The sequence below is a fragment of the Psychrobacillus lasiicapitis genome, assembly GCF_006861795.1.
Lineage (GTDB): Bacteria > Bacillota > Bacilli > Bacillales_A > Planococcaceae > Psychrobacillus > Psychrobacillus lasiicapitis.
In genome coordinates, this window is the sequence record NZ_VDGH01000001.1 from 128,117 (window position 1) to 141,829 (window position 13,713).

Below are 13,713 nucleotides of genomic sequence, written 5' to 3' on the forward strand. Positions count from 1 at the left end.
GACTAAAGAAACCGGAACATCTGTGCATTTTTTACCGGATAATACAATCTTCTCTACGGTGAAATATAATTACGAAACACTATGCGAAAGATTGAGAGAATCTGCTTTTCTACTGAAAGGACTTAAAATCGAGCTAGAGGATGAACGTACAGGCGCTCATGATATTTTTTACTATGAAACGGGAATTCAAGCTTTCGTTTCTTATTTGAATGAAGAAAAAGATGTGCTTCATCCAGTGTTCTATATGGAAGGCGCGCAGGATGAAATTGAAGTAGAGTTTGCATTTCAATTTAATGATGGATACTCAGAAACAATATTATCTTTTGTTAACAATGTGCGAACAAGAGACGGCGGTACCCATGAAACAGGAGCAAAAGCTGCTTTAACAAGAGTTTTTAATGAATATGCTCGGAAAACGAGTTTGCTAAAAGAAAAAGACAAAAACTTAGATGGCTCGGATATTCGTGAAGGTATATCTGCTATTGTATCCGTTCGGATTCCTGAAAACATTTTGCAATTTGAAGGCCAAACAAAAGGAAAGCTTGGAACTGGTGAAGCAAGGAGTGCAGTAGACGGGGTTATTTCGGAAAAACTGCAATATATTCTAGAAGAAAATGCAGAGTTAACCGCTTCTTTGATAAGAAAAGCAATTCGAGCACAACAAGCAAGAGAAGCTGCTCGTAAAGCGCGAGAAGATGCACGAAACGGGAAAAAACGGAAACGTTCCGATACGCTTCTCTCAGGTAAGTTAACGCCCGCTCAGTCGCGAAATGCAGCTAAAAATGAACTGTACCTTGTCGAAGGAGATTCAGCTGGAGGATCTGCAAAACAAGGTCGTGATCGTACGTTCCAAGCAATTTTGCCTTTACGAGGGAAAGTTATTAATACGGAAAAAGCGAAACTTGCGGATATCATGAAAAATGAAGAGATTTCAACCATTATCCATGCAATTGGCGGTGGTGTTGGAGCAGATTTCCAAATTGCTGATATTGCTTATGATAAAATCGTCATTATGACTGATGCTGATACAGATGGTGCTCATATTCAAGTCCTTTTATTAACCTTCTTCTATCGCTATATGAAACCGTTGATCGAGCACGGCAAAATTTATATCGCATTACCACCACTCTATAAAGTATTTAAAGGAATAGGCAAAAAAGAAGTGTTCGAATATGCATGGACAGAAAAAGAACTGGATGCAGCTACGAAAAAGGTTGGTAAAGGATTTATGCTACAGCGTTATAAAGGGCTTGGAGAGATGAATGCGGACCAACTATGGGATACAACGATGAATCCAGAAACTCGCACGCTGATACGAGTAACAATTGAGGACGGTGCAAGAGCTGAAAGACATGTAACGACATTAATGGGCGATAAAGTAGAGCCACGTCGTAAATGGATCGAATCTAACGTTAACTTTAGTTTAGAAGATGATTCCAATATTTTAGAAAACGAAAGAATACACACGGAGGATGAAGTAGTATGACACAAACCGAACGTTATCAAGATTTACCACTAGAAGAAGTAATCGGCGACCGGTTTGGACGTTATAGTAAATACATCATTCAAGACCGTGCACTTCCAGATGCAAGAGACGGCTTAAAACCTGTACAGCGTCGTATACTATATGCCATGTTGCATGAAGGCAATACGAATGATAAGCCTTTCCGTAAATCTGCTAAAACAGTCGGAAATGTAATCGGGAACTATCATCCACATGGAGATAGTTCTGTTTATGAGGCAATGGTACGTATGAGCCAAGACTGGAAACTTCGCCATATGCTTATAGAAATGCAAGGAAACAACGGTTCTGTGGACGGTGACCCACCAGCGGCTATGCGTTATACGGAAGCGCGACTTTCTGCTATTTCACAAGAGTTATTAAATGATATCAATAAAAATACGGTAGAATTTATTTCAAACTTTGATGATTCGGATACAGAACCAGTCGTGTTACCTGCAGGCTTTCCAAATTTGCTCGTTAACGGCTCTACTGGGATTTCTGCCGGTTATGCTACAGATATACCTCCACATGCATTACACGAGGCGCTAGACGCGGTATTAATGCGTATAGAAAACCCAGCAGCAACAATAGAAGAGCTTATGACAGTGATAAAAGGTCCTGATTTCCCAACTGGAGGAATTATTCAAGGCGTAGATGGAATCAAAAAAGCATATGAAACAGGTAAAGGTAAAATTGTCGTACGTTCTAGAACAGAAATAGAAACGATCAAAGGCGGCAAAGAACAGATCGTTATTACGGAGATTCCGTTTGAAGTGAATAAAGCTAATTTGGTCAAAAAAATTGATGAACAGCGTCATGACAAGCGCTTAGATGGCATTGCAGACGTTCGAGATGAATCGGACCGTAGTGGTTTACGAATCGTTATAGAGATGAAAAAAGAAGTAGATGCATATGGTATTTTACAGTTTTTATTCAAAAATACAGACTTACAAGTAACCTATAACTTCAACATGATTGCGATCCACAATCGTAGACCAACGATGATGACATTGCCTTTATTATTAGATTCATACATCGATCATCAAAAAGAAGTAGTTACTCGCCGTACCGCATTTGATCTACATAAAGCGAAAGATCGTCTACATATTGTAGCTGGTCTCATGAAAGCTTTATCTATTTTAGATGAGGTCATCCGAACAATTCGAGCATCTAAAGATAAGCGAGATGCCAAAAATAACTTAATAGCAGCATTTGAATTCTCTGAGCCTCAAGCAGAAGCAATTGTCTCCTTACAACTATATCGATTAACCAATACGGATATTACGGAGCTACAAAAAGAAGAAGAATCACTTAATGCACTAGTAAAAGAATTAGAAAATATTCTTGCGAAAGAATCAGTTCTAATGAAGGTGATTAAAAAAGAATTGTTAGTAGTAAGAAAGAAATTCGCAGAGCCACGTAAATCGACAATCGAAGAGGAAATTGAAGAGATCAAAGTGACGCTTGATGTGCTTATTCCAAGTGAAGAAGTAATTGTCACGGTAACAAAAGATGGTTATATTAAGCGTACAAGTGTGAGATCATTTACCGCATCTAACGGACAGGATTTTGCCATTAAAGAATCGGATTATTTGCTATATCAAGATTCGATCAATACACAGCATCATTTACTTCTCTTTACGTCAAAAGGGAATTATATCTATCAGCCAATACATGAGTTACCTGATATACGCTGGAAAGACTTAGGTCAGCATATTTCTAGCATTGTTCCGTTAGATACAAATGAAACAATCATTAATGCAATTGGCATTGATTCATTTGAACAAGATTTATGTGTATTAACTGCCACGAAAGATGGACAAATTAAGCGATCCTTATTATCGGATTATGTTGTACAACGATATGCTCGACCGATTAAAACGATTAATCTAAAGGCAAATGATGAGATGATCCTAGCACAGCTGGTCGCTCCTTCTGATGACGTGCTATTAACGACGCACTTAAGTTACTCTGTAAGATTCTCTTTAGATGAAGTACCTATTACCGGAGTGAAAACAGGCGGAGTGAAAGGTATAAGCTTAAAAGAAGACGACTATGTGGTGAGTGTAAATGTCATACCTTTAGATAGCCAGGATGATATAACATTAGTTACACATCGCGGGGCAGTAAAGAAAATGGCATTGAAAGAAATCGAATCAGGCGCACGTGCTAAACGAGGCATCGTCACCCTTCGAGAGCTAAAATCAAATCCACACAAAGTATTTGCAGTGCTTTTAACAAATAAAAAAGAGGAACTCATTTTAGAAACAGAAAAAGGAATTCAAGAAATTGTTAAACTGAACACCCTGCGTACAGTAGATCGTTATTCCAATGGATCGCTTGTCGTTGACACAGGAAAAGACGGCCAGATCGTTCGCGTATGGAAGCAACCGATTGAGGAAAAAGAATAAAAGAACTTAACATATAAATCTAAGTAAAAAGCATTTCCATTAGGTAGTATACCTTTTGTGAAATGCTTTTTTTTTTATTTGGAAAGCCTCTTAGAAGATCTAAATATAGGTTTGAGGCAAGTAAAAGTTGAGTAAGCTTAATTATTTTTACAGAATATTTAAATAATTAACAAGAAAGTCTTATGACTCTAAATAAAAATATTTTAAAAACTTCCCTAGAGTTATAGTTAAAAACCCCGTTCACCCTGTTTTCTATGAATAGAATAGCAGAGAAAGGAGGTGATAATATGTGTTGTAATAATTCACAATGCAACTGTGGATGTAACTTCGGTCGTTGTACAAATCTTGGACCTTTTGTAGCTGTTGATGCGGATTGCATTATTCCACCTGCGAGTGCTCGTTCTTCGGTTATACCGTTCTCTTCTGGTATCACAACACCAGCTTTATTAGTTACTACCATAGGTGGATTAGTTGGTACTGTTACTAGTGTTGGATTTGGTACTGCCATTCCAGGTGTAACCCTAGTTGGAGGCTTAATAGACGTGACTGGTCTTACTGCGTCCGAATCGTTTACGGTTCCACGGGTAGGTAACGTAACAGCAATTTCTGCAAACTTTAATACACTTGTAGCTGGTACTATTCTTACTGGAACTGCGACAATTCGTGCGCAAGTATACCGTGCACCAGCTGGATCTAATGTATTCAGCCCTACAGCAGCAACCGTAGTATTAGCTCCATCTCTAACAGCTCCTTTAGCAGCCGGTGTATTAAGCTCTGGTTCAGCATCTGGCTTCTCTGTTCCGGTAGCACCAGGTGATCGTTTGCTTATGGTGTTCTCAGCAACTGCAACTGGATTAACCGCTGCGGTTACTGTTGCTGGTTTCGCTAGTGCAGGTATAACTATTGACTAATTAAGCAGAAGTAGACAGAACACTTTTTATCCCAAGCCCCTTTCATTTAAATAATGAAAGGGGCTTTATTAATGCTAATTAAAAGCAAGGGGAAGGTTCTCGCACAATTAATCTCTGAGTAAGTTTATAAATGAGTCTATTCAATAAATTATGAATTAGTTATATTAATCTCTAAAGATATAGTTCAAAACCCCGTCGACCTTTCAACTCTATGAATAGAATAGCAGAAGAAAGGAGGTGATAATATGTGTAACTGTGGAAGTAATAACCTTAGCCCCCGAATTGTGAATACCAATAGACCAGCTTATGGATATGTTTTTAACTTTCCTGTCCAAACAGTTGCTTCTGGTGGTGATGTAATCTTTGGTGGTAATGGACCATTAGTGAATATCAGCCATACTCCAGGTACTGCAGCTATTTTGATTCCTAGAGCAGGAGACTATTTAGTAGAATATACTATCGCTGTCGAAGGGCCTCAGATGTCGGCGTATGCATTAATTCTTAATGGTGTAGAAGTTCCTAACTCAGCTACTCGTTATGGTGCTACAAGTCCAGCAGGTACCAATCAGACGTTGACTGGTTCTGCAATAATAAGCGTTCCAGCTAACTCAACACTACTATTAAGAAATGTTGGTAATACTGCTGATACTCTTATAGGAACTGATGATGGCCAAGGTGTTCTCAATGCATCGTTATCCATTCACAGACTTGGTGCTTTGAATAATTCTGTACCAATGCTGTAATTGAGATCTAACAAGAAAAAGTGCGGTGTCCTAATTATTATAGGATGCAGCACTTTTTTTATTTTGCCGTTATTATTATACCGAATTTTTAAAAAAATGCGCATTTCATTCTTTCTTCATAACTATATGGTATAAGTATATAGGAGGAAAGCAAATATATATTTTGGAGGAAAAACATGAAAAAAATTATTTTAATGACAATTGCTTGTTTATTTATATTCAGTACACAGGCTTTTGCACACACAGGTTTAGAGAGTTCGGATCCAGCTCAAGGGACTACGGTAACGCAAAGCTTGGATGAAATTACTTTAACTTACATGACGAAGATTGAAGAAACAAGCTCATTTGAATTAATAAATGCTTCGAATGAATCCATTGATATTACAAACTTAACTGTAAATGATAACGTAATGACAGGTAATGTAGAAGGAAATCTAGAAAATGGAGCATACAAAATCGTTTGGAAAATCGTTGGAATTGATGGTCATCCAATCGAAGGGGAAGTTGACTTCGTATTAAATGCACCAATTACAGAAGAAACTGTTGATGAAACAGCAACAGAAACTGCAGAAGAAACAGCGGTTACAGAAACAGAAGTAACGGAAGAAGAACCAGCTGCAGAAGAAACTGCTTCAGCTGAATCGGAAGAAGATAAGGGTAGCAATACTGGACTTATTATAGGGATTGTCATTGTACTAGCTGCAGCAATCTTCTTTATGACTCGGAGAAAAAGTAAATGATTTTTCTTCTAACAACAATTAGCGAAGCACTTGTATATACATGCTTCGCCTTGTTAATGGGGAGTTATATTTTTTCGTTATTTCCAGCTGATTTAAAACCGAAAATAGTAGTCTCACAGAAAATCAAGCTTACTGCTATTGCAGGTGTCGTTATTTTTTCTTTTGCTCCACTGTTAAGTCTAGTCACTTTTTTATATGAAGATTATGGTCTGTGGCAAACGCTAAAATCTATTATCTTTACGTTTGAGGTAGGGAAGTCATGGCTATTTTTAGCTATCATTTCGATTATTTTAGGCTTATATATTTTCTTCTTTGATAAGAAAACAGCTAATATATATCCTATTATTGGAATTATAATTATTTTTGTCTTAATAGCAGTTCTTGGGATGGCTGGCCATGCAAGCTCGGTTTCTCCAGTGAAAGGTTTTATCACCCATTTCATGCACTTTGCATCCGTTGTTGTTTGGGTCGGCATTTTATTAAACGTTAGTTGGTTTTCACGTAATAAGGAAAATTGGGTTAATTTTTTGAAATGGTTTCATATCATGGCCTTGTATTGTTTTGCTATTGTTGTGATTACAGGACTTTCTCTTATGAATCTATCGATGGAATGGAGCGCTTATCCAGATTCCTGGATGCTCTCTTACGGTCAAAGCTTGCTTATCAAACATTTGCTCATTATTCCGTTAATCGGGTATGCATTCATTAATGGAATGGTGATGAAAAGAAAATTGGAGAAAGAAGAAAGTTTTGATCCAAGACCATGGACAAAAGTTGAATTCTTTATCATTTTACTTATTTTTGTAGCGACCGGAGCGATGAGTCAGCAATCGCCACCTAGTAATTTAGCAGATATATTGAGTTCTGAGGGGATTTCTCCTTTGTTTGGATTATTTTACGATGGAACCATTCAACCTAGTCTAAACGTCCAATTAATGCCTAAATTCGATGGTATATTGCTAGCAGTTGTATCTATTGGCTTCTTTACGGTAAGTATATTATCTTTTTTCAAAAAAATGCCGCCAGTATTTTCTTTCGCGATGAGCATTTTAGTTGTCATCTCGGCATATTTAGCGTTACTTTTAAGCGTGCAAATTGTATAAACAAATATAAAAAGCATTTCCATCGGGATATTGACCTTGTTGGAAATGCTTTTTATATTTGTTTTCATTATGCTGTAATTTGTCCTTTTTTGTTTTCGTCATTCGAACGTGGGTACTAAAGTCGATCTCATTGCGTAATTTTGTCACGTCTTTTCCTGTATTACGAAGTAAATGTGTTCTTTTTCGTTTGGCAGCTGATTTTGCCATGTAAATCACTCCTCGTTTAATTAATTGTTTCAAGTCATAGAGTATATTATTTTAGAGCAATAAACAAGTATTATCATATTGAAAATTAGACCCTTAATCTTATTGCCTACCAGGTGCTCAGAGAGGCAGATTCACTGTAGAAAATCTTAATTATTAAAGCAATCGAAGAGAAGATCTCAATTGTTTAGCTTTAGACTAAGGAATTCTACATAAAAAACGCCTCTGTCAAAGGCGTTCTTTATATAACTTATTTGTTACCTTTTTTTGGTGAGGTCGTTTTATCGACAAATTCATTGACCTGTGTCGTTAGTTCTTCTACTAGTTCTTTAAGCATCTGTTTTTGGTCCGGGGATAGTTTTCCTTTTGCATCATCAAGATTTATGCCATTTTTACGGAGGGTATCACTTACTAATAAATCAATGACCTTGTTAGGAATAGCATTTGTTTTTTTAGGTAGTTCGCTCATACTCATCACTCCTTTTTATTATCATTTTTAATATATGCAGTTATCATGAAAGAGGAGAAGAGGAATACTATTTCAAACACATAAAAGTTATACTGAAATAAAAATAAAGCAACACAAAATAAGCCCGACACGACAGAGGGAGTTTATTTTGTGTTGCAAAATATATTAGAGAATGTCTAACTTAGCTACTAATGTAACAAGAATTTGAAGCATTGCTTGGATGTTCACTGCCACATCGGTGTCAGTTGTAGTAACTGATATATTTCTTGATCCCTCAACTATCGTTTTTTGAACGTTTTGTTGTTTCGTTTTTACAAATTGCTTCATATCTTGAGTTACCGCTCTACCTTGAGCTGTATCTCCAATAGTTAGGCTAATAACTGCCGCAATTGCTGCTTGAATACCTAGTTGCAATGACAATGCTGCTTGAGTATCCGTTGTTTGAATATCAACACCTTCAGAATCCCTTACGATGATCCATTCCTTAGATTGCTGTTTAGTGGTCACAATTTGTTCTCCATTTTGTTGAACATCTGCATCGTTGTTTTTTCCTTTGTCATCGCAATGATCTAATGCTCTCCATTTGCTTTTACTCATTATTTCACCTCATTTCGTTTTTTCGTTTTAACTTAAAGAACATCTAATTTAATTATTAATGCAACCAAAACTTCTAGAAGTACTTGAATATTGACTGATAAATCTGTATCCGTAGTTACGATATTAACGTCTTTCGAGTTATCAATATAGATTACTTGTTTATTAGTTTGTTCGTCATTAAATTGTTGGAAGATGTCTTGTGCAACAGCATGGCTACGGTCACTATCGCCAATTGCAATACTTACAACTAAAGCAATAGCAAGTTGTAAGCCAACTTGAAGAGAAACCGCTGCTTGTGTATCTGTGGTCTGAACGCTGATGTTGCAGGAATTTCTAATCCATATTAATTCATCTGATTCTTGATGAACTGAAGAGAGCTGGTCGATGTCTTGTAGAACCGTTGCATCATTAGAGAAATCATCATTCCAATGCTTAGTTTGGTGTTCCATCCCCATTGGATAATAATTTTCAGATTGTTCGCAGTATTTACGCTGACTCATTGTATAATCTCCTTTCCTATTTATTGGCAGGGTTGAAAAAGGGATTAATTTAAAACCTTGCTTCTGTAACATATGAACAAGTTAAATATTGATATAGTACATTTAACTATCAAAAAACTAAAAGATAACATTTACGTCTTTATTGGGAATATTGCAATCTGGATAAATAGCGACTTTGTGTAGTTTAGGTATTGTTCATTTTTGGTACCATAGAAGGCTATTCACAGAGATTGCTCTTTTGGAGGCTTATGTAGAGAAGTACCGGCCTTTACACATATGTTTTTAATTGCATATTCCTAAACTTAGTCATATAGAAATTGTGTAGTGAATTTGTTGAAAATCAAAGAAAAAACGAGAAAAATGCTTTAGATGGGGAAGATATGCTGCACTTGAAGCATAAAGAAGTTGGATAATAACATATTCCAATTAAAGGTATTAGGTCAAGTGAATGTTTAAATAAGGTAACTAAGCAAATAGCGTATACGATTGCAGAGAGATCGATTTGTGAGAGGAATGAAATAGGCAGGATAAATTTGTGAGAAAAGTCAAAGGAGTAATGTGTATTAGTATAAGCTCAAATTAGGTTCGCTTTGTTAAACAATTTAAATCTGCTAAGTAAGATGGATAGAATAATTACTTGAACAAAATAAGAATTTTAAAGAAAAAGCATTTTTTATAGCAAAGTTTAATATCAAACAGGATTTGCAAATTTAATAAATCTTTCAAATATCTCACTGTTTCAAGTATACTTTTACATTGAAACACAACTTTGTATAATATATATTATGTAAACTAAAAATAAAAAATAATAAAAGGTTACATTTTCGAAGTCTCTTCTTTCATATGTTTAAATAAAAATGTTGAATGCTGTTTTCAATTATCTCATTCATAGGTACTCTTTTACTTTTGGCAAATTGTTTAGCTTGCTACACAAGCTCTTTATCATAAGATGAACTGAATTCTACACGATCTTTTGGCTATTCACTTCTACTAAAAGTGTTTTTGCTTTCTCTATAAACAATAACTCTAACGCACGCCCAATTAAGTAGTTTATACAGAGGATTATTTTTCTGTTATTTATTTTCTGCATCGTACTTGATTATTAGAATCTTCAACTGAATATGGATTTTGCGCTTGTTAAGACATAAAACTCTTTTGATATATGAAAGTTTTCATGGTCTGCATTTTATATACGATTTCAGATAGCTTTGCAAAATCCGTCTTCATTTATACCCAAATCCCATTTTGCGAACAAATGTTCCAGAAATCGAAATAAACTGAGAACAAAAATATTCTCAGTTGTTTATTCCTATTAATTCAAATTGTTTCATCATCTACAAAAGTATTACTCAAGCAAGCACTTCGAAAGTTTTTAATGACTTATTAAATTGCGAATGGGTTACCTCTCCCTTACTCTTCCCCCCAATCCGCTTCAATTGTTGCATTTAATGCCAACCAATTCGTTTGTGAAGAAATATTACGTGACCCGCCTGTATTTTTTCTTCATTTATGAGAGGAATATAGGAAGCTTCAGGCGAACTTGCTTAACCCTCAATTCAATGTTGAAGCGTATTTTGAATAGATCGTCCATGCCAGTGCTTTCTAGTGAGACTGAAGTTCGAATCATTTCGTATTTTAATCAAACAGTTCTTACAGTCACTAGTCGATATACTGAATAGAAATCCTTTTACAAAGCGTGTTACACTGTTCCTCTTCCCTTACAAACTGGACATTTTATTTCCATCGGTACGGGAAGGAATATTTTAATCTTACCTGTTCCTTTACATTTTTGACATACCATTTGAGCTTCCTCCCATCGTATCATTTGTTTTGGTCATCTGATCATCTCGAATAGTTCCTTTTTTCTTGTGGCGAATTCTTATAGAGTCAATAAGGTGTTCTATTTCCTCTTCATCCAACATATCGATTTTCGCCAACCGTCGAGTAATATATGGGACAAAATCGTCTTCATCCTCTTCTATTGCTTTACTGTCCTTCTCTACCGTACGCTCTAGGTTTGAAAAATACATAGCCATACTCCCTGTGATAGAACCGATTAATCCAATGCCAACTAGCATAAGAATTCCTGCTATGATTCTACCCCCCATTGTTACGGGAGAAATATCACCATATCCTACAGTTGAAACAGTTACAACTGCCCACCAAAGAGAATCTAAAAAGCTATTTATATTCTGGTTATGCCCCTTCTCTAATATATAATTGCTTGCAGCGCCCCAAGTTAATACGACAAGCGTGAAAGCAAATACATAGTTTAAACCACCAGACTTGAAAATACCTTGTAACGTTTTAGAAACCTTCATAATTCGGAACAAACGAACTAAACGCATTAATCTTGCGACTTTAAAAAAAGCATCTAAGGGGATGATTGCTATAAGATCAAATATATTTTCTTTGACAAACTTCCCTTTATCAGAGGCAATTGATAATCTAACTATGTATTCTATAAAAAAATAGAAGATGAGGCTATAATCTATCCATTTGATTTGTTTAGCTTCTAGGATTTCACTGCCAGTATATCCTGCGATTGTTATTGTTAAATATAACAAGATTAATAGAAAGATAAAAAACTCGTAAACAATACTAAATCCCTTCATCTTCATCCGATCACTCTCCAAGTATTAAAGTACCAAGGGGCACTTTATCTATCATTTACCCCATTTTAAAGTGAATTATCACTATAAAATATATATTTATTTTTGATTTAGTTTAACCAGTGGATTGCTATTGTATTCCTTAACCTTATTTTCTTTATTTCCATTGAGCTGCGAAAGCTAATGTTGAAAGGTATCAATGTCCAGTTTTAAAGAATGTCCAATTGAAGCAACAACAATTGGTTTATAATTTTTATAGGATTCATATAATCACCTACCAAATCGTTTATTTTCTTCACCTTTAAATCTATCCAGACTTGGTCTGAAAGATCATTTGTTCAAATAATAGAAAAAGAAATCCCTTGTCTCGAAAGACAAAGGATTTTCCAACTAGATTAGCAAGTTATTCTTAATGATTTTCAACGGATGCTGCTTCCACAATAGCCCCTTCTTTTAGCTTAGTTTTCTTCACCATATAAATCACAATTAGTAAAATAAACCATACAGGCGTTACAAACAACGCAACACGTGTATCTGCTGCAAGCGCTAAAATGACAAGAACAAAAGCTAAGAAACCAAGGATCAAGTAATTTGCAAATGGATAAAGTGGCATCTTGAACTTATTTACTTTAGCAAGATCAGTTCTTGTTTTACGATATTTTAAATGACAAATGACTGTAATGCCCCATATAAAGATGAAACATACGGTAGAAATACTAGTGATTAGAGTAAACACTCCTTCTGGCATTATATAGTTCAATACAACAGCGATTAGTATAACGATTGTTGAAAAGAACAATGCATTGGACGGTACTTGACGAGTAGTCAATTTTGTAAATGGTACAGGCGCATTTTTATCTTTAGCTAATGAAAATAGCATGCGGCTTGTACTAAAAATGGCACTGTTACATGCAGAAGCAGCAGATGTTAATACGACAAAATTGACTATACCAGCCGCTGCAGCAATGCCTACTGCCACAAAAACTTGTACAAATGGACTTTCCATTGGATTGATCGCATTCCATGGATAAATACTCATAATAACTATTAGTGCACCGATGTAAAATATTAAAATTCGAATCGGGATATTATTGATGGCTTTTGGAATGACTTTTTCAGGATTTTCCGTCTCTCCCGCTGTCAGTCCAACAAGTTCAATTCCAACAAAGGCAAAAACAACCATTTGGAAGGAGAGTATAAATCCATTTATCCCGTTTGGGAACATGCCTCCATTGCTCCAAATATTTGTAAAGCTGGATGCACCGGCATCAGTTGAAAATCCTTTAATAATCATGAAAATACCGATAACAATCAAAGCTAAGATCGCAATAACTTTTATTAGGGCAAACCAAAATTCCATTTCGCCAAAAAGCTTTACAGTTGCTAGGTTCATGATTAGCAATATCACAAGTGCGATTAAACCTGGCATCCATTGCGGTACCTCAGGAAGCCAGTATTGCGTGTATAGACCAACTGCCGTTAAGTCTGCCATCGCAATTGAGATCCAGCAGAACCAATACGTCCATCCTGTGATGAATGCTGCCATATTCCCCATATAATCTTGTACAAAATCTACAAAAGAATGATAGTTCAAATTTGATAAAAGTAGTTCACCTAGTGCACGCATGATCAAAAAACAAATGATTCCTGTTATCATATACGCAAATAATATGGATGGTCCTGCGAGGTGAATAGATTTACCTGCTCCCAGAAATAAGCCTGTTCCAATTGCCCCTCCAATGGCAATTAGCTGTACATGTCTATTTTTTAAGCCTCTCGCTAGCTGCTGTTCTTGCATAAAGCATTCCTCTCCCTCTCTGTTTCCATCCTTTTACACTTATCGGATATTTGAGAATTTTTGTATAAATATCAGTCTAGCATAATTCGAGTATATTCGACAATAACAAAAATCTCATAGT

The 13,713-nt window shown here is 35.8% G+C and carries 12 protein-coding genes; 6 read left to right on the plus strand and 6 right to left on the minus strand.

What is annotated here, in order from left to right:
- The 6 genes from FG382_RS00680 to FG382_RS00705 all read left to right on the plus strand — a co-directional run.
- On the plus strand, positions 1 to 1,486 hold a 1,486-nt coding region (locus tag FG382_RS00680), incomplete at its 5' end, for a DNA gyrase/topoisomerase IV subunit B (RefSeq protein ID WP_244950513.1).
- Entirely contained in the window at positions 1,483 to 3,915 is a 2,433-nt protein-coding gene (gene parC / locus FG382_RS00685) for a DNA topoisomerase IV subunit A (protein ID WP_142536955.1), read from the plus strand. The genes FG382_RS00680 and parC, both read left to right, overlap by 4 nt.
- Positions 3,916 to 4,202: 287 nt before the next feature.
- Positions 4,203 to 4,826 carry an exosporium glycoprotein BclB-related protein gene (locus FG382_RS00690; RefSeq protein WP_142536956.1) on the plus strand — a complete coding sequence of 208 codons (624 nt, stop codon included), beginning with the start codon at positions 4,203 to 4,205 and terminating at the stop codon, positions 4,824 to 4,826.
- A 245-nt stretch (positions 4,827 to 5,071) separates the two neighbouring features.
- The gene (locus FG382_RS00695) at positions 5,072 to 5,569 is read left to right on the plus strand and encodes a BclA C-terminal domain-containing protein (RefSeq protein WP_142536957.1); all 498 of its coding nucleotides are present in this window, start codon (positions 5,072 to 5,074) and stop codon (positions 5,567 to 5,569) included.
- 176 nt (positions 5,570 to 5,745) lie between these two features.
- Positions 5,746 to 6,309, plus strand: a complete 564-nt coding sequence (locus FG382_RS00700; RefSeq protein WP_142536958.1) for a copper resistance CopC family protein — start codon at positions 5,746 to 5,748, stop codon at positions 6,307 to 6,309.
- Entirely contained in the window at positions 6,306 to 7,412 is a 1,107-nt protein-coding gene (locus tag FG382_RS00705; RefSeq protein WP_142536959.1) for a copper resistance D family protein, read from the plus strand. Before FG382_RS00700 ends, FG382_RS00705 begins: the two co-directional genes overlap by 4 nt.
- On the opposite strand, the gene FG382_RS00710 is transcribed toward FG382_RS00705, so the two are convergent.
- The 6 genes from FG382_RS00710 to FG382_RS00735 form a co-directional block, all read right to left on the minus strand.
- Positions 7,392 to 7,619 (minus strand): hypothetical protein, encoded by a 228-nt coding sequence (locus FG382_RS00710; RefSeq protein WP_142536960.1) that lies wholly within the window; start codon positions 7,617 to 7,619, stop codon positions 7,392 to 7,394. The genes FG382_RS00705 and FG382_RS00710 overlap by 21 nt on opposite strands.
- A gap of 247 nt (positions 7,620 to 7,866) precedes the next feature.
- On the minus strand, positions 7,867 to 8,085 hold the full coding sequence (locus tag FG382_RS00715; protein ID WP_142536961.1) for a spore coat protein: 219 nt from the start codon (positions 8,083 to 8,085) through the stop codon (positions 7,867 to 7,869).
- Positions 8,086 to 8,250: 165 nt separating this feature from the next.
- A complete protein-coding gene (locus tag FG382_RS00720; protein ID WP_142536962.1) occupies positions 8,251 to 8,682 on the minus strand; it encodes a spore coat protein in 432 nt (143 codons plus the stop codon).
- Positions 8,683 to 8,714: 32 nt separating this feature from the next.
- On the minus strand, positions 8,715 to 9,182 hold the full coding sequence (locus tag FG382_RS00725) for a spore coat protein (protein ID WP_142536963.1): 468 nt from the start codon (positions 9,180 to 9,182) through the stop codon (positions 8,715 to 8,717).
- Between the two features lie 1,781 nt (positions 9,183 to 10,963).
- Positions 10,964 to 11,803, minus strand: coding sequence for an ion transporter (locus FG382_RS00730; protein WP_142536964.1), 840 nt, complete (start codon positions 11,801 to 11,803; stop codon positions 10,964 to 10,966).
- A gap of 400 nt (positions 11,804 to 12,203) precedes the next feature.
- Positions 12,204 to 13,592, minus strand: a complete 1,389-nt coding sequence (locus tag FG382_RS00735; protein ID WP_142536965.1) for an amino acid permease — start codon at positions 13,590 to 13,592, stop codon at positions 12,204 to 12,206.
- Between the last annotated feature and the right edge of the window lie 121 nt (positions 13,593 to 13,713).